The organism is Bacillus sp. bc15 (assembly GCF_900142585.1).
GTDB classification, from domain to species: domain Bacteria; phylum Bacillota; class Bacilli; order Bacillales; family Bacillaceae_G; genus Bacillus_A; species Bacillus_A cereus.
In genome coordinates this window covers 280,306-303,192 of record NZ_FRBJ01000005.1, presented here as the reverse complement: position 1 = coordinate 303,192, position 22,887 = coordinate 280,306, and the positions used below count along the sequence as shown (strand labels likewise).

Sequence of the window (22,887 nt, the reverse complement as noted above, 5' to 3'; positions counted from 1 at the left end):
AGTTCCCCCTATATTAATTTCTCTGCTACGTATGAAGCAAATACATCTAACGCTACTTCTTCTTGTTCACCTGTTGCCATATCTTTTAAGTTAATGATGCCTTTATCTAGCTCATCTTCTCCTAATACAGCTACAAATTTCGCCTTTAGACGATCTGCTGATTTAAATTGTGCTTTCATTTTGCGATCTAAATAATCTTTTTCAACCGACAATCCAGCTTTACGAAGATCGAATGCCACTTTTGCAGCATGGTCTTTCGCTTTTTCACCAAGCGCTACAACGTAACAATCAATGCTATGTTCAAGTGGTAATTCAATGTTTTCAGCTTTTAGCGCCATAATTAAACGTTCAATACTCATTGCAAAACCGATACCTGGCATTTCTGGTCCACCGATTTCTTGTACAAGTCCGTTATAACGGCCACCACCGCTTAATGTAGTGATCGCACCGAAACCTTCTGCCTCACTCATAATTTCAAAAACAGTATGTTGATAGTAGTCTAAACCACGCACTAAGTTCGGATCTTTTTCAAATGGAACATCCATCATCGTTAATAGTTCTTGTACTTTGTCGTAGTATACTGCTGAATCTTCGTTTAAGTATTCTGTAATAGATGGAGCTGTTGCCATTAATTCATGGTTACGGTCCTTCTTACAGTCTAAAATTCGAAGTGGGTTCTTTTCTAAGCGAGATTGACAGTCAGAGCAGAATTCGCCGATACGTGGCTCAAAGTGTGCGATTAATGCATCACGGTGTGCTTGACGACTCGCTGCGTCACCTAAACTGTTTAATACAACTTTAATATTTTTTAAGCCCATGCCGCGGTAAAATTCAACAGCAAGTGCAATTACTTCTGCATCAATTGCAGGGTCATTACTGCCGATTGCTTCGATACCGAATTGTACGAATTGACGATAGCGACCTGCTTGTGGTCTTTCATAACGGAACATTTGACCGATATAGTATAATTTCGTTGGTTGTGTTGCATCACCAAACATTTTATTTTCAACGTAAGAACGTACAACAGGTGCAGTACCTTCTGGACGTAATGTTAAGCTACGCTCTCCACGATCTTGGAATGAGTACATTTCTTTTTGTACGATATCTGTCGTATCACCAACACCGCGTAAAAATAGCTCAGTGTGCTCAAAAATTGGTGTACGAATTTCTTTATAATTGTAACGACGGCAAATTTCGCGTGCTTGCCCTTCGATATACTGCCATAACTCAACAGTGCCTGGAAGAATATCTTGCGTTCCGCGTGGGATTTGAATAGACATATTCAGTTCCTCCTCAAATTGTTTTAATCTTAATAAAAATAAAAAAACTCCCGCCTCTACTGTTTAAACAGTAGGGACGAGAGTATTATACCCGTGGTGCCACCCTAATTGAAGCACGTATGCTTCCACTTTTTTAATAACGCTTAAATATGCGTTCATCCCTACTAAGCATATATGCCGTTCAAGTTGAAACCTCTAGAGTGTCATTCAATCAGTCATCATGCAGAAATGTTTTCAGCCTAAGACATTCCTTCTCTTTCCATGTGTATCTCATTTACTCTTCTCTATCAACGGTTATATTCATATGTAAATATAAAATTACTATACGTTTGTTAAGTAGGATTGTCAAGTGCTCTAAGAACGTTCAATCTGCTTCTTTAAACGCTTTACATCTTGAAGAGAAATCCCAAACTCGGAAGCAAGCTCCATTGAAGTATTATTTTGCTCTTTTGAAATAAAATCATGAAAATTCACGTTAAACAGTTGATTTGCACCATTTGTAACAGAATGCCCTTTTTCATTCATACGCATACGTATATCCCTCACATTCAATATGGATGTTTTACTTTTTATTGTTCCATATTGATGAGAGAGTTATACATAACCGAAACTGCTATTGATTCCAAATAAATGAACAAAACATACAACAATGTATAAAAAAGAGAGGATTATATAACCCTCTCTTTTTTATCAACACTATTTACTTTCTACAATTAAGGTCACCGGACCATCATTGATTAAAGAAACGTCCATCATTGCTCCGAACTTCCCTGTTTCCACATGCAATCCTTGTTTGCGAACTTCTTCATTAAAGAAATCGTATAAACGCTCTGCGTAGTCAGGTTTCGCAGCATCCATAAAGTTTGGACGTCTTCCCTTGCGACAATCTCCGTATAATGTAAATTGCGAAATAGATAGAACTTGTCCTTCTACATCAAGTACAGAATGATTCATCTTTCCGCTCTCATCTTCAAAAATACGTAAGTTTGCAATTTTTTCCGCAATATAAGTTGCATCTTTTTCTGTATCTTCATGCGTAATGCCAACTAGTAATGTTAAACCGAACGGAATTTGTCCTACGATCTCACCGTCTACTGTGACAGACGCTTTCTTTGATCGTTGTAAAACAACTCTCATCTTTCTACACTCCCTATTAATGCATCATGCGTCGTACTGCATAAATTTCTGGAACGCGTTTAATGCGTTCTACTACTTTTTTCAAGTGTTGTAAGTTACGAATCGAGATTGACATATTAATTGTTGCCATTTTATTACGGTCACTTCTACCAGAAACAGCTGAAATGTACGTTTTCGTCTCTGTAACAGCTTGCAGTACTTCATTTAATAAACCACGGCGATCGTAACCCGAAATTTCAATATCAACGTTATACTCAATTTCTTTTTCAGGGCTACCTTCCCACTCTACTTCTAATAAACGTTCTACAGCTTCTTCTGTATGAACGTTTACACAATCACGGCGGTGAATCGATACACCTCGGCCTTTCGTAATATATCCAACGATATCATCGCCTGGAACTGGGTTACAGCATTTCGATAAACGGATTAATAAATTATCAGCACCGCTTACCTTTACACCAGAATCCCATTTTCGAATTTTCATCGGTTTACGAACTTCTTTAACTTCAACAATTTCTTCTTCTTCGCGTTGTTTGCGGAACTTGTCCGTTAGTCGCGTAACAATTTGCGAAGCTGTAATTCCGCTATATCCAACTGCTGCAAACATATCTTCTTCATTTGCAAAGTTAAATTTCTCAGCGACGCGTTTTAAGTTATCAGGCGCTAATACTTCTTTCATCTCATACTCTAGACCACGTACTTCCTTTTCAACAAGTTCACGGCCTTTTTCAATATTTTCGTCTCTACGTTGTTTCTTAAAGAATTGACGAATTTTATTTTTCGCATGAGATGTTTGAGCAAGTTTTACCCAATCTTGACTTGGGCCATATGAATGTTTCGACGTTAAAATTTCAATGATGTCGCCTGTTTTTAATTTATAATCCAACGTCACCATTTTACCGTTTACTTTTGCACCAATTGTTTTATTCCCAATTTCCGAATGGACACGATACGCGAAATCAATCGGAACCGATCCAAGTGGTAATTCCATTACATCGCCTTTCGGTGTAAAGACGAATACCATGTCAGAAAATAAATCAATTTTTAATGACTCCATAAATTCTTCTGCATTAGAAGCTTCATTTTGCCATTCTAGTATTTGACGGAACCATGTGAGTTTCTTCTCTAATGTACCTGTTGTTTCTGCTGTTTTTCCTTCTTTGTACGCCCAGTGTGCCGCGATCCCGAATTCTGCAATTTCGTGCATTTCTTTCGTACGAATTTGCACTTCAAGTGGATCACCTTTTGGTCCAATTACAGTCGTATGAAGAGATTGATATAGATTTGCTTTTGGCATTGCAATATAATCTTTAAAACGACCTGGCATCGGCTTCCAGCACGTATGAATAATTCCAAGCACCGCATAACAATCTTTAATACTATTTACAACGACACGTACAGCTAATAAATCGTAAATTTCATTGAACTGCTTATTTTGCAGTGCCATTTTACGATAAATACTGTAAATATGTTTCGGTCTTCCAGAAATCTCAGGTTGAATTGCAACTTCTTTTAATTTCTCACGAATACCAGTCATTACTTCGTCTAAGTATTCTTCACGTTCTGCACGTTTACGCTTCATTAAATTTACAATACGATAATATTGTTGGGGATTTAAATAGCGAAGTGACGTATCCTCTAGCTCCCATTTAATAGTACTAATTCCGAGTCTATGTGCTAAAGGTGCAAAGATTTCTAACGTTTCATTCGCTATGCGACGCTGCTTCTCTTGAGGCAAATGTTTCAATGTACGCATGTTATGAAGACGATCAGCTAATTTAATTAAAATAACTCGAATGTCTTGAGCCATTGCAATAAACATTTTGCGATGGTTTTCTGCTTGTTGTTGTTCGTGAGATTTATATTTGATCTTCCCAAGCTTTGTAACACCATCAACAAGCATAGCAATTTCTTTGTTAAATTCCCGTTCAATATCTTCTAACGTAATCTCTGTATCTTCCACTACATCATGTAAGAAACCTGCTGATACCGTAGCTGGATCCATGTGTAAATCAACTAAAATACCTGCAACTTGAATCGGATGAATAATATACGGTTCACCCGATTTTCTATATTGTTCGCTATGCGCATCTCGTGCATATTCATAGGCACGTGCCACTAGCTCAATATCTTCATGTGCTAAATATTGACTTGCTTTCTCGAGTACCTGTTCAGCTGTTAGTACCTGCTCATTTGCCATCGAATCACCTTTTATTGAAAATTGACTTTATCTTTATTTAATAGAATAAATTATATTCTATCATTATAACCCAATGATTGTGAATTGTGAAAAGGAAAAGATTTTACTGACATTTCACCATGATTTTTTGTTCAATTATACAAAAGTACCCGCTCCTCTCCAAGAGATTCACGGGTACTTTTTATCACCGTAGTTTTACCTATATAGTGATTAGTATTTTTCTAATACTAATACATCGTAACCATCTAACATTTTACGACCATCTAAGTAAGTAAGCTCTACTAAGAATGCAATCCCTGCTACAACTCCGCCTAGCTCTTCAACTAACTTAATTGTCGCTTCGATTGTTCCACCTGTAGCTAATAGATCATCTGTAATTAATACGCGTTGACCTGGCTTAATTGCATCTTTATGGATTGTTAAAACATCCGTTCCATATTCTTTACCGTAGTCAACTGTAATTACTTCACGTGGTAATTTTCCTAATTTACGAACTGGCGCAAATCCTACTTCTAACGCATAAGAAACTGGGCAACCGATAATGAAACCACGAGCTTCTGGTCCTACTACAACATCGATATCTCTTTCTTTTGCGTATTCAACGATTGCATCTGTTGCTGCTTTGTATGCTTTACCGTCATTCATTAAAGGTGTAATGTCTTTAAACACAATACCTTCTTTCGGATAATCCGGTACAATTGCGATATGTTGCTTGAAATCCATATTTCTGAATCCTCCTCAGATCTAAAAGGTTTGTAAATACAAATCCTTTACCCTAACTGTTCTACTTCTTTATGATTACGAATCGTTTCAAACCATGTATATAGTTGCTGATATGTGCTATAAACCAATTCTTTTTCTAATTGTAAGTGGTTCATCTTCTCACGATATGTGTTCGATTCAATTAAATCACGCTTTTGTTTTTTGTCTGCCATAAAAATGACGCCATCTTTTATTGTAACAAATTCTAACTCAAAAAACACCTGTGTCATGAAATTTACTGTATCTTTTGACCAGCCTTTATGACGACATAGTTGTTCTCCATATTGTCTTAAAGAAAATGGTGTTTTTTGGTTTAAGAAAGAATAGTACCATTTAAAGTGTTCTCTCGTCGGAACTGTACTAAATAAGTGGTTATTCTCTTGATAAAATAGCGTATAAATTCGCGCTGGGAATCCTACTTTAAATAGCTCACTTAATTCATCTTTTCCTTTTGGTAAATCAAGTAACACGATATATTGATCATCCAAATGCGTTACTTCTGAAGCATGCATGAGCTTTTCTTTATAGCTCTCTAAAGAAAATTTATTCAATACCTCTTCAGAAAAATACACCATTGTTATTTTTTCTTTCGGAAGTTCTGCTAAATTTGCTTCTGCATTACGCATACTACGCCAATCAAATAATTGCCACGCCTCTACAGCAATATCTTGTACCATTAATTGTGGCTTCTTAAAATTATTCCATTCATTGATGGATGCTTCTCCTATTACAGATACTTTTGCAACTGGAGAGATTTCTTTCGCATATGCACCAAAACCAAATCCAATTGTATCCAGTGTTGCTTGTCCATCACGAAGAGCCATTTTTAAATGAGAGCCATCTGATCCGATCGCGCGAATACTTTCTAACTCTGCATCTTTCACTGCAATACGTGGTTTCGGATTTCCAACACCAAACGGGGCTAGTTTTTGCATATCTTCAATTGCCGCTAGTGTTACATCCTCTACTTTACAAAAAACATCAACTGCTGTAATTGGAATAAAATCTTCTTCTGTTAAAATTGCATCTGCTTGTTCATTTAAGCGGCGACGTAATTCATCTACATCATTCATATGTAGCGTCATTCCCGCTGCCATTGGATGCCCTCCGAAGTGTGGCAATAACTCTCTACAATCTGATAAATTTGCAAACAAATCAAATCCTGCAATACTACGCGCTGAGCCTTTTGCTGTTTCTTTTATAGGATCAATACATAATACAATAGTCGGACGATAAAAACGTTCAACTAATTTAGAAGCGACAATCCCAATTACACCTGGATTCCAACCTTCTTTTGCAAGTACTAACACTTTGTTTTCTTCTGGTGGGAAGTTATTTTCAACTTCAGCGATAGCCTCTTCTGTAATTTGCTTTACAATATCTTTTCGCAGTTTGTTCAGCTCATCAATTTCTTCGGCCAACTCTTTCGCTTCCTCAGGATCATCTGATAATAAAAGGTGTACAGCCGGCGTTGCATCTTCTAAACGCCCGACCGCATTAATACGCGGTGCAATTGAGAAGCCAATACTCTCTTCTGTAATTTCACTTTGCGAAACGTTAGCAACTTTAAACAATGCCTTTAAACCAATATTTTTCGTCATACGCATATGTTTTAAACCGCGTTTCACTAGCAACCTATTTTCACCATGAAGTGACACTAAATCGGCTACTGTACCGATTACTGCAATCTCTAATAAATGTTCTGGTACACGGCCTAATAGTGCATGCGCAACTTTAAACGCAACACCTACACCAGCTAAATAGTGAAACGGATATACACCGCCATCTAATTTCGGATGTATAATCGCAAGTGCTTCTGGCAATTCTGGCGGTGGCTCATGGTGATCTGTAATAATTAGATCTATTCCAAGCTCTTTCGCTACATTTGCTTCATGTACTGCTGCGATGCCAGTGTCGACAGTAATAATCAGTGAGAACCCTGCGCTATGCGCCCAACGAAACGCTTCTTCGTTCGGCCCATACCCTTCTGTAAAACGATTTGGAATATAAAATTCTACTTCTGCACCTAATTCTTGAAGAGCAAGATATAACACAGTTGTACTACTTACTCCGTCTGCATCGTAATCACCAAATATTAATATTTGTTCTCCATTTTGAATCGCCTTATTTACACGTTCTACCGTTCTATCCATTCCTTCTAATAAAAATGGATCATGAAATTCTTGATTTTCTGTATTTAAAAAATCTAAAATCTTATCTTCTGTATCTAGTCCTCTACCGAGGAATAATGAAACGACAAGTGGCGATAACTGTAATTTACTTGCTAATTCACTCACTCGTTCGTCATTATATTCTTTTTCTTTCCAACGCGTCTTCGGTTGTAACACGAAATCACCCCTTAACCTGTTCATTATACAAGACAGATTAAGGGGTGACAATATAATGCAAACTACGATGCAATATCTATATACTAAAATGTTAATGATGTTTAATTTGGAGAATACGGATTTATATGTACGAATACATTTTGTACATTATCTTGTTTCATAAGTATTTCTTTCACATGTTTTCCAATACGGTGTCCTTCTTCTACAGTAATGTATGGATCTACAGACACTTTAATATCGACAATAACATAATGACCATGCTCCCGTGCATATAAAGAACCAATTTTTTTCACACCATCTACTTGAAGAACTGCTTCTCTAAGCGGAATAACATCCTCCTCATGAAGAACATGGTCAAGCGTTGCATGAATTGCTTCCGCTCCAATGCTCCATGCCATTTTTACAACAAGAAGCGAAACAACTAATCCTGCAATCGGATCAGCATATACAAGCCAGTCTATACCAAGCTTACCACCGAGTATAGCTGCACAAATACCGATTAAAGCTGCAATTGAAGAAAATACATCCGAACGGTGCTCATATGCATTTGCAATAATTGCATCACTATTTACCCTTTTCCCTAATCGGAATTTATATTGAAACATTCCTTCTTTCACGACGATTGAAAGAACAACAGCAAAAATCGTAATTCCTTTCGGCGGTTCTAGTTCTTGCGAAAAAGCTTTTATAGATGAAATCGCGATTTCAAGTCCCACAATAAATAATAATACCGCAACAATAATCGCTGAAATCGATTCCGCTTTACCATGACCATACGGATGATCTTCATCAGGTGGCTGCTTTGCCGCTCGCAATCCAAAAAGTACAGCTAGCGAACCAATTACATCTGATGCAGAATGCACCGCATCTGCTAGCAGTGCTTTACTGTTCCCAATATAACCAATTACCGCCTTTACAATTGCTAATATAATATTACCAACGATCCCGACAATAGCACCAAACTCGGCCTGTTTAAAACGTTCATCTTTTTCCATAATTAAAATCCCTTCTTTTCTTAACCTATCTTTTTATTTTAACAAAAACAGCGATAACACCACCACTTTCTTCCATCTTCTTCCCATCAAAAAGTTGCTATCTTATTGTATCCACAAACGAAAAAAGAGATGCCTCATAATAAGGCATCATCTTTTCTATACTTGCGGTTCAGATTCTACTTTCTCAACCTTCTTCTTGTTTTTCCCCTTTTTCAAACGACGGTTTTCAAGCATTAACCAAATTTGAGAGGCAACGAAAACAGAAGAGTACGTACCTACAATTAATCCAACAAGTAACGCAAACGAGAAGTTACGTAGTGACTCACTACCGAAGATAAGCAGTGCAATTACTGGGAATAACACTGTTAATACGGTGTTAATCGAACGACCAAGCGTTTGGCGGATACTTGCATTTACAATCTCTTCTAGGTCTTTTATATCGCGCACTCGTTTTTTCTGCTTGTATAATTCACGGTTTCTATCAAATGTAACAATTGAGTCATTAATAGAATAACCGATGATTGTTAGTACTGCAGCGATAAACGTTAAGTCTACCTCTAATTGGAAAATACTAAACATAACAACCATAACGAATGCGTCATGTAGTAACGCAAGCACTGCAGATAACGCATACGTAAATCGGAATCGAATACTTACGTATAAAATGATAACTGCAGAAGCAATCAGTACAGCGATAAATGCATTTCGTGCAATTTCTTTACCGATTGTCGGTGAAACTGTACTTATGTTTGGATCTGTACCATATTTATCGTGGAAGAATGTTTTTGTTTTGGCAATTTCATCTTTTGATAAAACACCTAATGTACGAACTGCGAAACCTTTATTGTCATCTCCAGTCGGTACAATATTTTCTTCCTTCACATCAATGTTCAATTCTTTAAAATCTTTATGAACATCAGATACCGTAACGGCTTGTTTTGATTGCAAGTCAATACGTGTACCACTTGCAAAGTCAATCCCAAGATTCAATTTGAAAATTGGTAAGATAATTGCACCCGCAATTACAACTACAATTGAGAAGATAAGGAATTTATGACCGATATTCACGAAGTTAATACGATCAAATCTCGTTGGCGGATGCACTACACCTTTTGTTAATGGAATAATATCCTTTTGTTTCACACCAAAATATCCTGGTTTTTTATCGAAGTAACGGCTCTTTACAAGTAAACCTAGTAAGAAACGAGTACCGAATACGTTCGTAATAAAACCAACTAAAATACTTACGATTAAACTTGTTGCGAATCCTTTTACAGAGCTATTACCATAAACGAATAACACACCAGCTGCTGCAAGAGTCGTAACGTTTGCATCTAAAATTGTTGCTAATGAACGATGGTTACCAGCTCGGAATGCCGACATCATGGACTTACCAATTTTCAGCTCTTCTTTCAGTCTCTCGTACGTAATAATATTCGCATCAACTGCGATACCTACTCCGAGCACTAACGCCGCAATACCTGGCAACGTAAGAACTGCATGCATCCAGTTAAAGACAAGTAATGTAACGAAAATGTATAAACCTAACATAATAACCGCTACAAGTCCTGGTAAACGGTAGAATACAAGCATAAATAAGAAAATAAGAGCGATACCAATCGCACTAGCGAAAATCGTTTGCTCTAACGCTTGTTGACCAAATTTCGCTCCAACAGATGTTGAATACATTTCTTTTAAATCAACAGGAAGTGCACCTGCATTTAATAAAGATGAAAGTTGTTTCGCACTTTCAACTGTGAAGTTTCCACCTACGATAGATACTTCAGCTTGGTTAAATACTTGGTTTACTGTTGCTGCTGATAAGAACTTTGGATTCGGTTTTGCAGATTCTGCTTTATACGAATCTTTTCCTTCTTCAAAATCAAGCCAAATTACCATTAAATTCGTTGGTGGTGGCATTTTAGAAATTTTTTCAGTTACTTCACGGAATTTTTCAGCGCTTTTTAGTGTAAGACCTACGCTCGCACGGCCTTGCTCATCAAATGTTTGCTTCGCTCCGCCGCCTTTTAAATCCGTTCCATCCATAAGAAGGTTATCATCCACATCACGGAATGTTAATTTCGCTTGTGTTGATAACATTTCACGTGCTTTTTGCTGATCTTGTACACCAGCAAGCTGTACACGAATTCGATCTTGCCCTTCGATTTGAATGTTCGGCTCACTTACACCGAGAACATTGACACGATTTTCAAGAGCACCTACTGTACTTACAAGTACGTCTCGATCGATTTTATCACCTTTTTTGGCTGGTTTTACTTCATACAGAATTTCAAAACCACCGCGAAGGTCTAGTCCTAGACTAATTCCTTTTGCTATGTCTTTTCCTGCCGCACCAATTACTCCACCGATTAATAAGACGATGAGGAAAAAGGCGGCAATTCTCGTACCACGCTTTGCCATATGTACCCTCTTTCTGCTACTAACACTTTCAATAAATCTTTTACGATTCACTGCTATACGTGTGCATACGCCTAGTTAGTAGACTTCCTTTCTATAATTTTTGCTAGTTCATCACTAGCTGTATAGGTAGGCTTTTACACTACCTACACTTTCATCATTTATTTTCCTCTTCACGACCTCCTTTATATATAATCTTAGACACAATTATTTCCTCTTTATCAATACATATCATTATACTGCAAAAGGAAGAACAAACCAATTGCAGTCGGTTATTTATTTTCGTACTCATCAAATGACCAAAGCGGTGCTTGATAAGCTTCAACAGTTAAATATGTCATATATTCATTAGTACTTACTGTTAATACGTCATTAACTAATTCATACAATCTAACATCGCTGTCTATCTTCTTCCACTTTTTCACTTTGAGAAACTTCCAAATGTCATCATCTGTTACTCGGTCGTAACCGAACATTTGAAACTCTTCTACTTTACTTTCTAAAACGACTTGTAACTGTCCGCGGTATGATTCTACCAAAGCCTCTCTATCTAACATTTATAACATCTCCTTCTTATTTCAGCACGAAAAAGTCGCTTTAATCCCGCTCTAATGGACAGCAATAACTACTTTCAAGAGCACTATCATACTTCACTCTCTTAAATGCTTGTCATTCTTGTCTCGTACGTGCATATAAATTATTGTAAATCATTCCATTGATTTTGAGAAGGTAGGAGAAGAACATGACGAGACAAAGCTTTTTAAAAGGCGCATTTATTTTAATGATAGCCGGCTTTATTACAAAAATACTCGGCTTTATCAACCGCATAGTAATGGCACGTATTTTAGGAGAAGAAGGCGTTGGTCTTTATATGATGGCCGTTCCTACATTCATTTTAGCAATTACATTGACACAAATTGGTCTTCCTGTCGCCATCGCAAAATTTGTAGCAGAAGCAGAAGCTGTGAACGATAAACAAAGAGTTAAAAAAATATTAACCGTATCACTAGCTGTTACATCCGTTATTAGTATCATTTTAACAATCGGAATTATGTTCCTCACGCCTATTTTAGCAAAAACATTATTAACCGACGAAAGAACGTACTATCCATTAATGGCTATTTTGCCCGTTGTCCCCGTTATTGCTGTTTCTTCTGTTTTGCGTGGTTACTTTCAAGGGAAACAAAACATGAAACCTAGCGCTTATGCGCAAGTTCTAGAACAAGTCGTCCGCATTACCATTATCGCTATATGCATCCAGTTATTTTTACCTTACGGCATAGAATACGCTGCAGCCGGCGCTATGTTATCAGCTGTTCTCGGTGAAGTTGCATCCTTATTATTTTTACTCACGTTATTTCAGCGAGAAAAACATTTATCAATACGCTCTGGATTTTTCACTACTGTAAAGGAAAGCAAAGGGACATTTTATTCTCTGATGGATATTGCCCTTCCAACTACAGGAAGTCGTTTAATCGGCTCCGTTTCATATTTTTTTGAACCTATTGTCGTTATGCAAAGCTTAGCAATCGCTGGTGTCGCTGCTTCTGTTGCAACCCAGCAATACGGTATATTAAACGGTTATGCATTCCCGCTTCTATCACTACCCGCCTTTATTACATACGCTCTTTCTACAGCGCTCGTCCCTTCTATTAGTGAAGCAATGGCAAAAAGACAACATAAATTAGTGGAGCACCGTTTACAACAAGCACTTCGAATTTCATTAATTACCGGCGGATGGTCTGTCGTTATATTATACGTATTCGCTTCTCCTGTTTTAACTCTTATGTATGGATCAGACAGCGCAACAGCATTCATTCAACTTCTTGCGCCTTGCTTTTTATTTCATTATTTCCAAAGTCCACTTACCTCTGTTTTGCAAGCTTTAAACTTAGCAAGGGCTGCAATGATGAATACATTTATTGGTGCCATCGTGAAATTAATCGTTATTTTTGTACTAGCATCAAGGCCAGAATTTCAAATGATGGGGGTTGCACTTGCTATCGCTGCAAATATTGTAACAGTAACATTTCTTCACTACGCTACTGTTTTAAAAAAGATTACATTTACCATTTACGCAAAAGACTATATTTTCGGCGGACTTGCCATCGGTATCGCAGGCGCCTTCGGTTTTTATCTCCATAAATATATTATTTTCTCTCATTCCCTTGGCATACAAACATTATGGGAAATCACTTTAACAACAATTGTTTATATCGTACTTCTCTTCACTTTCAAACTCATTCGAAAAGAAGAGTTAAGTCGTCTCCCTATCATTCGTAAACTTTCATTTTTGAAATAAGATGAAACTTTAATCAGTGGGGTAATCTCCACTGATTATTAGTTAAACCAATCATTCTTACTCTTTCAAAGGATAAATCTCTAATTTTCTTTTACATCAACAAAAAATTGTCCGTTTTGAAAACTACAGTATAAAATTTGTGTTACATCGTTATAACCTAAGTTTTTTAATTTCTCAATAAGCCATTCATCTGTATGCTCAATCATTTGTAAATGACTAGATTGAATTTCTCCATCAATAATAAGAGGAAGCGTAAACTGTAATGTATCTTGTTTATTTTTTTGTTTTTGAAAGACAGATAACTTCCCAGACGGTTCCAAAATAGCATATTCTACATCCCGAATATCTCCAACTCCTTGTTCCCTTAATTGCATCATTAAATCATCTATATTATACCGTTGCTTTCTCATCTTCTTTTCATCAATCTTCCCCGCGTTTACAAGAATAGCTGGCTCACCTTCTATTAAATGCCGAAAGCGTTGATACTTTAGGGAAATGACTGACAAAATAATTTGGATGCACATAAGGAAAGTCATCGGAACTAATTGATGCCAAAGTGATTTATCGGTATTTTCAATTGCCACTACAGCCATTTCTCCAAGCATAATAAATACGACTAAATCTAATACACTTAGCTCTCCTATCTCACGTTTACCCATAAGACGAAAAATAATTAAGATGATGATATACAAAAGCATTGTCCGTCCAATTATTGATATCCATTCCATTTCTACATCTCCTTTTTTACGTATAGACTCCCCTATAAAAAAGAAACTAGTCTAACTTGGGCAAAAGGAAAATATGCTTGTATTAAAAAGGGGGAATGCATAAATGGATGGAACGAAAAAATTATCAACTGCAATTGGCTTCGGTATTGTTACACTACTAATTCTCGCATCTATTACTAGTATGATTATGGCTCTTTTATTAAAGTTTACAAATATAAATGAAGGGACATTAACCGTTACTATTTTTATACTCGCTCTTTTATCTATGCTTATGTCTGGATTTACTGCCGGCAAAAAGGCTCAAGGAAAAGGTTGGCTAGTAGGTTTCACAACAGGGCTCACATTCACTATACTCGTCTTTTTAGTTAACTATTTAGGCTTTTCTCAAACCTTATCGAACTCACAATTACTTTATCAATTAGCATTAATGGGGGCGAGTACACTCGGTGGTATTTTCGGTGTAAATATGTCAAAGCAAAGTAACTAAAAAAGGCCCTGCACATTTCATGCAGGGCCTTCCACATTAGTTTTTCACAACTTCACGAATCGCATTGCGATCGAAAGTTAAGTGTGAACCACCAGATTTAATAACGATTTTCGTCTCATCTACTGATTCGATTGTACCGTGTAAACCACCGATTGTTACGATAGCATCACCTTTTGCTAACTCACTTTGCATTTGAGCAACTGCTTTTTGACGTTTTTGTTGCGGGCGAATTAATAAGAAATAGAAAATCGCAAACATCGCAACGATCATAACGATATTCATCATACCTGCATTCATCTTTTGTTCCTCCTTTTAAATTATGTATTAGAAGTTTTTAGCATTCGGTTTATTAAAGCCATACTGTTCAAAGAACTCTTCGCGGAAATCGCCAAGACGGTCTTCACGAATAGCTTGTCTCACCTGCTCCATTAAGTTTAACAGAAAATGAAGGTTGTGATAAGACGTTAAACGAATTCCGAACGTTTCATCACATTTCATTAAGTGACGAATATACGCACGTGAGTAGTTTTTACATGTGTAGCAATCACAGTTTGGATCAAGCGGACCGAAGTCTCTTGCGAATTTCGCATTTTTTACAACGAGTCGACCTTCACTTGTCATACATGTACCATTTCGAGCGATACGAGTTGGAAGTACGCAGTCAAACATATCAATACCACGAATTGCACCATCGATTAATGAGTCAGGAGAACCTACACCCATTAAGTAACGAGGCTTATTATCTGGAAGAAGTGGTGTTGTAAACTCAAGTACACGGTTCATAATATCTTTCGGTTCACCAACAGATAAACCACCTACAGCGTAACCAGGGAAGTCCATTGAAACAAGGTCTTTCGCACTTTGACGACGAAGCTCTTCGTACTCCCCGCCCTGTACAATACCGAATAAACCTTGATCTTGCGGACGTTCATGCGCTTTTAAGCAACGTTCTGCCCAGCGGCTCGTACGCTCTACAGATTTCTTCATATATTCAAAAGTAGCCGGGAATGGCGGACACTCATCAAATGCCATCATAATATCCGAACCTAATGCATTTTGGATTTCCATCGCTTTTTCTGGTGATAAGAATAATTTATCTCCATTTAAGTGATTACGGAAGTGAACGCCTTCCTCTTCAATACGACGGAAGTCACTTAAACTGAATACTTGGAAACCACCAGAGTCTGTTAAGATTGCACGATCCCAGTTCATAAATTTATGCAAGCCGCCTGCTTCACGAATAATTTCATGACCTGGACGTAGCCATAAATGATACGTATTACTTAAAATAATGCCAGAATCCATTGCTTTTAATTCTTCCGGTGACATTGTCTTAACTGTCGCAAGTGTACCAACTGGCATAAATGTTGGTGTATCAAATGAACCGTGCGGTGTATGCACACGACCTAAACGGGCACCCGTTTGTTTACATGTCTTAATAAATTCATAACGAATTGCTGTCATAACTTACTCCTTTTATTTGTTTCTCATTTTAGCGTGAGATGCAACGAACATTGCATCACCGAAGCTAAAGAAACGATATTTTTCTTTTACTGCTTCATTATAAGCATGAAGTACATTATCTCTATTTGCAAATGCACTTACAAGCATGATTAATGTTGATTTCGGCAAGTGGAAGTTTGTAATTAAACCATCAATTGCTTTAAATTCATATCCCGGATACATGAAAATATCTGTCCATCCAGAAGCGGCGCAAAGCTTACCGTCATGATCTGTTGCAATTGTTTCTAACGTACGAGTTGATGTCGTACCTACAGTAATAATACGTCCACCATTCTCTTTCACACGATTTAATAATGCCGCTGTCTCTTCAGACATATGGTAATATTCTGCGTGCATATGGTGTTCTTCAATCGTGTCTGCAGAAACTGGTCTAAATGTTCCAAGCCCTACGTGAAGTGTAATGAATGCCAACTGAACGCCTTTTTGCTTTAACTTCTCAAGTAACTCTTCTGTAAAGTGAAGTCCCGCAGTCGGCGCTGCTGCTGAACCGATTTCTTTCGCATATACTGTTTGATAGCGATCGCGATCTTCTAGCGTCTCTTTAATATATGGAGGAAGTGGCATTTCCCCAAGTTCATCTAAAATTTCATAGAAGATGCCGTCATATGAAAATTCAAGCTGACGTCCACCTTGATCTGCAGTTCCTGTGCAAGTTGCTTTTAATTTCCCTTCGCCAAAAGAGATAACAGTTCCTTCTTTTACACGTTTCGCTGGCTTTACAAGCGTTTCCCACTTATCGCCTTCTTCTTGTTTTAAAAGAAGTACTTCAATGTGCGCGCCTGTATCTTCTTTCACACCGTGCAAACGAGCAGGCATAACTTTCGTTTCATTTAAAACTAAGCAATCCCCCTCATGTAAGTAAGAAAGAATGTCCGTAAAATGTTTATGTTCAATATCACCTGTTTCACGGTCTAACACCATTAATCTTGATGTTTCACGATCTTCTAACGGGACTTGTGCAATAAGTTCTTCTGGTAAATGAAAATCAAACAGATTTATATCCATAGCTATATCCACCTATTTCTTATTTAAATCGATTTATTATATACATAATAAAAGATAGTACAATACTTAACACAATACATGTAATGATAGGAAAATAAAAGGTAACGTTTCCTTTTTTCACAAAAATATCGCCTGGAAGCCTGCCAATGAACTTCCAAGCTAATCCAACAACGATGAGTAAGATTCCCGCTGTAATAAGCATTTTGGGCATCTCCATCATACTTTTGGCATCTCCATTCCGAAATGTTCATACGCAAGCGGCGTTACAATTCGGCCCCTTGGCGTTCGTTGTAAAAAGCCAATTTGTAATAAATACGGCTCATACACATCTTCAATCGTATGAGATTCTTCTCCAATTGTTGCTGAAACCGTTTCTAATCCAACTGGACCACCACGGAATTTCTCAATAATACCAAGCAGTAATTTATGATCAATATGATCTAGACCTAATTTATCTACTTGCAGTAGCTCTAATGCCATTTGCGTAATTTCCATCGTAACCGTTCCGTTACCACGAACTTGCGCGAAATCACGTACACGTCTTAAAAGACGATTCGCAATACGAGGTGTACCACGAGCACGTCTTGCAATTTCTAATGCAGCTAACGAATCGATTTCAACTTCAAACACTTCTGCTGTACGTTCAACAATCGCAGAAAGCTGATCTACTGTGTAGTACTCTAACCTTGAAAGTACACCGAAGCGGTCACGAAGCGGTGCCGATAATGCTCCGGCGCGTGTCGTTGCTCCAACTAATGTAAATGGCGGTAAATCTAGGCGTACAGAACGTGCTGAAGGCCCTTTTCCAATTACGATATCAAGGCAAAAGTCTTCCATCGCAGGATACAATACTTCTTCAATTGATCTATGCAAACGATGAATTTCATCAATAAATAATACATCCCCTGGCTGAAGCGCTGTTAATACAGCAGCTAAATCTCCTGGTCTTTCAATCGCGGGACCTGAAGTTGTTCTAACATTAACGCCCATTTCATTTGCAATAATATTCGCAAGCGTCGTTTTACCAAGACCTGGCGGTCCATATAAAAGCACGTGATCTAACGTTTCTTCACGCATTTTCGCTGCTTCAATAAATACTTCTAAATTATGTTTCGCTTTATCTTGGCCAATATACTGACGGAGCGTCTGTGGCCGTAATGAATATTCTAAATCCGCATCTTCATATGCAGATTCCCCTGAAAGGAGACGTTCGTCCATTATACTCACCTCTTACCATTTAGTAAAAGACTAAGTGCCTTTTTAATATACTGATCCGTCGTTAATGATTCTTTTAATAACTCTGGTACAACGCGAGAAACTTCGCGTTCTGCGTATCCAAGTGCGCGCAGAGCTTCCAGTGCCTCATCAAGCTCAGCTGATGAACCTTTCTTCTCATCAAAACGTTCTGTGTCTGAGAATAAATCCACAAATGCATCTGGTACGACATCTGCTAGTTTTCCTTTTAAATCTAAAATCATTTGGCGTGCTGTTTTCTTTCCGACGCCTGGGAATTTCACTAAAAACTTCTCATCTTCATGCTCAATCGCTTGAACGACCTGTCCTGTTTGACCAGAAGCTAAAATTGCAAGAGCGCCTTTTGGCCCAATGCCAGACACGCCTAACAACTTTGTAAATAATAAACGCTCTTCACGTGTTTTAAACCCGTAAAGTGCCATAATATCTTCTCTCACATAATGATATGTATAGACACGGATTTCTTGCTTACTTCTTTGAAATACATACGGATTCGGTGTGAAAATTTGATAACCAATTCCATTATGGTCAATTACGACATATTCCGGCCCTACATACTCCACGTAACCTGTAACATATTCAAACAAAATACGATCTCTCCCTCTTAAATCATGTATTCCATTTTAACATATTTAATGATAGAAAAGCGAGACTGCCCCAACAAATGTTCTCCACTTGAAACTTCTGTTATTTTCCATTGACAGAAAGGTTAAAGCACCTTAATATACAGAGGTCGATAATGATTATCAATACTAATTAAAGGGGTTACATCAGGATGAAACGTAAGCTATTTATTTTATTTACTATTATGCTTGTTGTTCTTTCTATCGTTGGCTGTTCTTCTCAAAAAGAAGAATCGAAAGCAAAAGAACAACCGAAAACAAAAGTTGTAAAACATGCTAAAGGTGAAGCTACAATTCCAGTAAATCCAAAGAGAATTGTTGACTTATCTGGATCAACAGAAGAACTATTACTTCTTGGACACAAACCTGTTGGTACAGCAAATACATATAAAGATAAAATCCAAAATCACTTAACAGACAAATTAGATGGAGTAAAAGCAGTTGGTTGGTACTGGGCACCTAAAGTTGATTTAGAAGCTGTTACTGCTTTAAAACCAGACTTAATAATTTTAAATAACCGTCAATTAAAAATTTATGATCAACTAGAAAAGGTTGCACCTACAGTTGTTCTAGAAACAAACTTAGAAGACTGGCGTGGTAAGTTTAAAGAAGTAGGTAAGCTATTTGACGAAGAGAAGAAAGCAGACAAATGGATTGCAGACTACGATAAGAAAGCAGACTCTTTATCTAAAAAAATTAAAGAGAAAACAAAAGATGAGAACTTTATGTTCGTTGCAGTTACACCTCAAAACTTCCGTGTATACGGCAGCTTCGGATACGGTGACATCATCTTTAACGACTTAAAACTTCCTGCAACAAAAGGTACAGATTTAAAACAAACGATGGCGCAAGTATCACTAGAAGGTCTAGTTGCATTCCAGCCTGATCAAATGTTTATTGTAAACTTCGGCGGCGAAGCTGATAAAGTGTACGAAGACTACAAAAACAGTGCTGTTTGGAAAGACAATAAAGCAGTTAAAAATAATCACGTATATGAAGTATCAAATGAAGTCTTCAATACGAAAGCATTCAATCCAATTGGAAAAGATATGCTAATTGATGAAATCGCAAAAGAAATTTTAGCTAAAAATAAGTAAGAAAAAGCAGCTCACCATGAGCTGCTTTTTTTCTTATTTTGCACTGCGTATTGTTTCATTTTTTCAATTGTCTTTACAAAACCTTCTTTTGATTTAATCCGAATACCACGCTTCAATTTCGCACGCTCATAACTCTCAAGCTTTTTCATATCAATTTGAAAGAAAGAATGGATCGCATTATCACTTTTTGGCACACCTTTGAAAATTTGTAATATCCCTTCCTCTGAAACACCAAAATATCCGCTCGTTTTCAATAACGGAGAAATATCATCAACTTTCTTTTGTAATACGATTTGTACATCATCACGATCAACAAGTTGCCATTCTTTATATTGCTGTAAAAACTTTTCTAAATCCGCTACTTTTTCTGTAAGTATTTCCTCACTTACTTCTCCATCAACATACATACGCTCTAATAAAATTGTAACCTCAGGTTCTTTTTCCGTTACTTCTGGTACTGGCCCTTCCGCCTTCACATTCGTTTCATAAACGAAACAAAACATCATAACGAAAGCTTGCATCGCAATCAGTATCCATTTCATTTCCGTTCACCTCTTTTAGGCAAGATCATACTTTCATTAGTAGTTTTTCCGGAAATGGGGGTTTTATCCATATTACATTTCTTTCGAAAAATAAAAAATGCAGATAAGGGTTTACCTCATCTGCATGTATCATTTACTTTTATATAAAATGAAAGACGCCTGCAAAGCAGGCGTCTTGATGCGTTTACGGCGAGAGACCAGGCGACCACATTCGCGTGTTTAGCACTTAAGCATATCTCTCGTCTTACGTAAATTAGCTCATCGCTTTGTTAATATAACATTAATAAATTATAAGTGCAACATGTTTATAAAAATATTTTATTCCCTCTTTTATCCAACTGAATAATATGTAAATTATAAATTGATAAAAGTAATATATATGTTACAATTAATATAACAGCGAAATCATAATAAACAGGAGATGGATATTGTGAAAAAAATAAAGGATGAACGTCTCATTCTGAAAACATTAAAAAACATACGTATTGCCTTTCTTTTTCAATCGCTTGGTATAATTGGCATTTTAGGCTATATCGGATTCACTGAAGGAATGGATCAAATTACGAAATCTCCATTATGGCTATTATTTATTCTTACAAGTATCGTCCTTAGTTATTTACAGTTAAGTGTTTCAATCGATGTAGAAGAAAGTGAAAAGGAAATAAAGTCAACTCCTTATTATAAACTTGTCTTCCGCTCCCTTATTGTAGGAATCGTTATGGCTATTATTTATATTATTTTCAGTCCAGAAAGACCACTGTTTGAAGCTATTTTAACAGGTAGTATTCTTTTCATATGCTTTTTAGTTTCTTACTCCGTTAGTTATTTTATTAAAAAACGTCGTTTACAAGACAACGATGAATAAAGAGGAAGGGCTCACCCTTCCTCTTTTGTTTTGTTATCGCACTGTACCAGTTAAACCGTAACGAATGTCTCGGAACATATTCACTATGTCACGATTAAAATCGTTTGTAACTGTACCGTTACGTAGACGCGTACTCATTGCATCGACACGAGTAAACATATCATTTCTTACAGAAACATATACGTTTCTGTTTCCAACTTCATTTGAAACCGCTTGACGAATTTCGTTCGCCATCGCCGTTTCATTTGTCACTGTGTTACGTGGTTTTACCGCAATCGCTACATCGTTTCCATATACAACTGTAGACACACGGTCTACGTTATTCATACGTTTCACACGATTTGTTATTCTTTCAGCTGTTTTACCATCATTGTTAATGTATGAATTGTTCATTGTAATATTACGAGTTGGATGCGGATTAGCAATTTGTCCATTGTAATTTACATCTCGATAATAATTGTATCCTGTATCGTTACGACCATTTCTATATGTTACATAATCTGTATAACGATCATTACGTGTCACATTATCACGATACTGGTGTGTATCATTATAAGATGTACGTTCGTAATTGTAGTTACGTCCATCCATTGCATTGTTATCTTTCGGTGTACCACATGCAGCTAATGCACTGGTAACTAACAAAGAAGCAGCAATCACTTTTACTTTCGTATTCAATACAAAAACCCCCTCTGTTAGAATGAGCTTCTCTACTGAAAAGCTCCCTCTTATGATGAGTAACAGAGAAGGTTTTTACACTGTTAATATTTCACTGGGAATTTTCTAGCACTTCATAAAAAAACTGCATTTTCTTAATTAACACGAATGCAAAAAAGCGGGAATACTCCCGCCTTTTTAAACTTCTTCGTCCTCTTCTTCTGAAACGGGCTCTCCAAATACATTTGGTGGATCTGGTTGATAATACATCGTTCCTGGCTGTGGTGCATATGCAGACTGAGTTGGTTGATAATATAAAGGATTCGCATATTGCGGACCACCTGGTTGTGGACTATATAGTCTACTTTCTCCTCCGCATCCACAATCTTCCTCACCCTGCACAAGCGGCGGCATATTATTATCCATTGGCATCATATTCGGATTTGGCATAGACGTATATTGTGGTCCAAACGGCGCTCCTTGCTGATATGGCATTTGATATGGATTTGGTTGTTGATAATACGGATTCGGCGGCATCATGGGCTGTTGATACGGCATTTGATATGGCATCATATTCGGTGGTTGATTGTTATCCATTATCGGCATTATATTCGGCATTTGATTGTTATCCATTATCGGCATCATATTCGGCATTTGATTGTT

22 protein-coding genes, 1 pseudogene and 1 other annotated feature are annotated in these 22,887 nt (G+C 37.2%); of the genes and pseudogenes, 4 read left to right on the top strand and 19 right to left on the bottom strand.

Features of this window, described 5'->3' with window-relative positions; translation table 11 throughout:
* Nucleotides 1-8 precede the first annotated feature (8 nt).
* The 9 genes from hisS to BUA87_RS19000 form a co-directional block, all read right to left on the bottom strand.
* On the bottom strand, nucleotides 9-1,280 hold the full coding sequence (gene hisS, locus BUA87_RS19035) for a histidine--tRNA ligase (protein ID WP_000027079.1): 1,272 nt from the start codon (nucleotides 1,278-1,280) through the stop codon (nucleotides 9-11).
* A gap of 69 nt (nucleotides 1,281-1,349) precedes the next feature.
* Nucleotides 1,350-1,580 (bottom strand) — a binding site (T-box leader).
* A gap of 54 nt (nucleotides 1,581-1,634) precedes the next feature.
* Nucleotides 1,635-1,811 carry a hypothetical protein gene (locus BUA87_RS31400; protein WP_001242605.1) on the bottom strand — a complete coding sequence of 59 codons (177 nt, stop codon included), beginning with the start codon at nucleotides 1,809-1,811 and terminating at the stop codon, nucleotides 1,635-1,637.
* A 165-nt stretch (nucleotides 1,812-1,976) separates the two neighbouring features.
* On the bottom strand, nucleotides 1,977-2,417 hold the full coding sequence (locus BUA87_RS19030; RefSeq protein WP_001266965.1) for a D-tyrosyl-tRNA(Tyr) deacylase: 441 nt from the start codon (nucleotides 2,415-2,417) through the stop codon (nucleotides 1,977-1,979).
* Nucleotides 2,418-2,433: 16 nt separating this feature from the next.
* Complete coding sequence (gene relA, locus BUA87_RS19025) at nucleotides 2,434-4,617, bottom strand: GTP diphosphokinase (RefSeq protein ID WP_072940477.1); 2,184 nt, start codon at nucleotides 4,615-4,617, stop codon at nucleotides 2,434-2,436.
* Between the two features lie 210 nt (nucleotides 4,618-4,827).
* Nucleotides 4,828-5,340, bottom strand: coding sequence for an adenine phosphoribosyltransferase (locus tag BUA87_RS19020; protein WP_000346217.1), 513 nt, complete (start codon nucleotides 5,338-5,340; stop codon nucleotides 4,828-4,830).
* Between the two features lie 47 nt (nucleotides 5,341-5,387).
* Complete coding sequence (gene recJ, locus BUA87_RS19015; RefSeq protein WP_016512297.1) at nucleotides 5,388-7,727, bottom strand: single-stranded-DNA-specific exonuclease RecJ; 2,340 nt, start codon at nucleotides 7,725-7,727, stop codon at nucleotides 5,388-5,390.
* Between the two features lie 101 nt (nucleotides 7,728-7,828).
* Nucleotides 7,829-8,722, bottom strand: a complete 894-nt coding sequence (locus BUA87_RS19010) for a cation diffusion facilitator family transporter (protein ID WP_000409746.1) — start codon at nucleotides 8,720-8,722, stop codon at nucleotides 7,829-7,831.
* A gap of 156 nt (nucleotides 8,723-8,878) precedes the next feature.
* A complete protein-coding gene (gene secDF, locus BUA87_RS19005; protein ID WP_001119065.1) occupies nucleotides 8,879-11,143 on the bottom strand; it encodes a protein translocase subunit SecDF in 2,265 nt (754 codons plus the stop codon).
* Nucleotides 11,144-11,412: 269 nt separating this feature from the next.
* Nucleotides 11,413-11,697, bottom strand: a complete 285-nt coding sequence (locus BUA87_RS19000) for a post-transcriptional regulator (protein WP_000886979.1) — start codon at nucleotides 11,695-11,697, stop codon at nucleotides 11,413-11,415.
* Between the two features lie 185 nt (nucleotides 11,698-11,882).
* Here BUA87_RS19000 and spoVB point away from each other — a divergent pair, with 185 nt between their 5' ends.
* Nucleotides 11,883-13,442: a stage V sporulation protein B gene (spoVB, locus tag BUA87_RS18995; RefSeq protein WP_000198301.1), complete on the top strand. Its 1,560-nt coding sequence runs from the start codon at nucleotides 11,883-11,885 to the stop codon at nucleotides 13,440-13,442.
* Nucleotides 13,443-13,522: 80 nt separating this feature from the next.
* Here the strand turns inward: spoVB and BUA87_RS18990 are convergent, their stop codons facing one another.
* Complete coding sequence (locus BUA87_RS18990) at nucleotides 13,523-14,170, bottom strand: DUF421 domain-containing protein (protein WP_000454821.1); 648 nt, start codon at nucleotides 14,168-14,170, stop codon at nucleotides 13,523-13,525.
* A gap of 103 nt (nucleotides 14,171-14,273) precedes the next feature.
* On the opposite strand from BUA87_RS18990, the gene BUA87_RS18985 reads away from it, so the two are divergent.
* Nucleotides 14,274-14,657 carry a TIGR04086 family membrane protein gene (locus tag BUA87_RS18985; RefSeq protein ID WP_000349148.1) on the top strand — a complete coding sequence of 128 codons (384 nt, stop codon included), beginning with the start codon at nucleotides 14,274-14,276 and terminating at the stop codon, nucleotides 14,655-14,657.
* A gap of 36 nt (nucleotides 14,658-14,693) precedes the next feature.
* Here BUA87_RS18985 and yajC read toward each other — a convergent pair whose 3' ends face one another.
* From yajC to ruvA, 6 genes are read right to left on the bottom strand one after another with little or no spacing between them, the layout of a single operon-like run.
* The gene (gene yajC, locus BUA87_RS18980; RefSeq protein WP_000991115.1) at nucleotides 14,694-14,954 is read right to left on the bottom strand and encodes a preprotein translocase subunit YajC; all 261 of its coding nucleotides are present in this window, start codon (nucleotides 14,952-14,954) and stop codon (nucleotides 14,694-14,696) included.
* Nucleotides 14,955-14,981: 27 nt separating this feature from the next.
* The gene (gene tgt, locus BUA87_RS18975) at nucleotides 14,982-16,121 is read right to left on the bottom strand and encodes a tRNA guanosine(34) transglycosylase Tgt (RefSeq protein ID WP_000125365.1); all 1,140 of its coding nucleotides are present in this window, start codon (nucleotides 16,119-16,121) and stop codon (nucleotides 14,982-14,984) included.
* Nucleotides 16,122-16,133: 12 nt separating this feature from the next.
* Entirely contained in the window at nucleotides 16,134-17,186 is a 1,053-nt protein-coding gene (gene queA / locus BUA87_RS18970) for a tRNA preQ1(34) S-adenosylmethionine ribosyltransferase-isomerase QueA (protein ID WP_000354014.1), read from the bottom strand.
* 19 nt (nucleotides 17,187-17,205) lie between these two features.
* A complete protein-coding gene (locus tag BUA87_RS18965; RefSeq protein ID WP_000970410.1) occupies nucleotides 17,206-17,406 on the bottom strand; it encodes a DUF2905 domain-containing protein in 201 nt (66 codons plus the stop codon).
* Nucleotides 17,403-18,404 carry a Holliday junction branch migration DNA helicase RuvB gene (ruvB, locus tag BUA87_RS18960; protein ID WP_000344450.1) on the bottom strand — a complete coding sequence of 334 codons (1,002 nt, stop codon included), beginning with the start codon at nucleotides 18,402-18,404 and terminating at the stop codon, nucleotides 17,403-17,405. Before ruvB ends, BUA87_RS18965 begins: the two co-directional genes overlap by 4 nt.
* 5 nt (nucleotides 18,405-18,409) lie before the next feature.
* Complete coding sequence (gene ruvA / locus BUA87_RS18955; RefSeq protein WP_000464511.1) at nucleotides 18,410-19,027, bottom strand: Holliday junction DNA helicase RuvA; 618 nt, start codon at nucleotides 19,025-19,027, stop codon at nucleotides 18,410-18,412.
* 188 nt (nucleotides 19,028-19,215) lie between these two features.
* Between ruvA and BUA87_RS18950 the strand changes: the two genes are divergently transcribed.
* Entirely contained in the window at nucleotides 19,216-20,160 is a 945-nt protein-coding gene (locus tag BUA87_RS18950) for an iron-hydroxamate ABC transporter substrate-binding protein (protein WP_000823606.1), read from the top strand.
* A gap of 11 nt (nucleotides 20,161-20,171) precedes the next feature.
* Here the strand turns inward: BUA87_RS18950 and BUA87_RS18945 are convergent, their stop codons facing one another.
* A complete protein-coding gene (locus BUA87_RS18945) occupies nucleotides 20,172-20,702 on the bottom strand; it encodes a BofC C-terminal domain-containing protein (protein ID WP_000871172.1) in 531 nt (176 codons plus the stop codon).
* A gap of 430 nt (nucleotides 20,703-21,132) precedes the next feature.
* Between BUA87_RS18945 and BUA87_RS18940 the strand changes: the two genes are divergently transcribed.
* On the top strand, nucleotides 21,133-21,567 hold the full coding sequence (locus BUA87_RS18940) for a hypothetical protein (RefSeq protein WP_000721216.1): 435 nt from the start codon (nucleotides 21,133-21,135) through the stop codon (nucleotides 21,565-21,567).
* Between the two features lie 33 nt (nucleotides 21,568-21,600).
* Here BUA87_RS18940 and BUA87_RS18935 read toward each other — a convergent pair whose 3' ends face one another.
* Together BUA87_RS18935 and BUA87_RS31885 are read right to left on the bottom strand one after the other, a co-directional pair.
* The gene (locus BUA87_RS18935; RefSeq protein WP_001093537.1) at nucleotides 21,601-22,245 is read right to left on the bottom strand and encodes a YhcN/YlaJ family sporulation lipoprotein; all 645 of its coding nucleotides are present in this window, start codon (nucleotides 22,243-22,245) and stop codon (nucleotides 21,601-21,603) included.
* A 177-nt stretch (nucleotides 22,246-22,422) separates the two neighbouring features.
* Nucleotides 22,423-22,887: pseudogene (locus tag BUA87_RS31885) on the bottom strand (peptigoglycan-binding protein LysM); the annotation flags it as partial.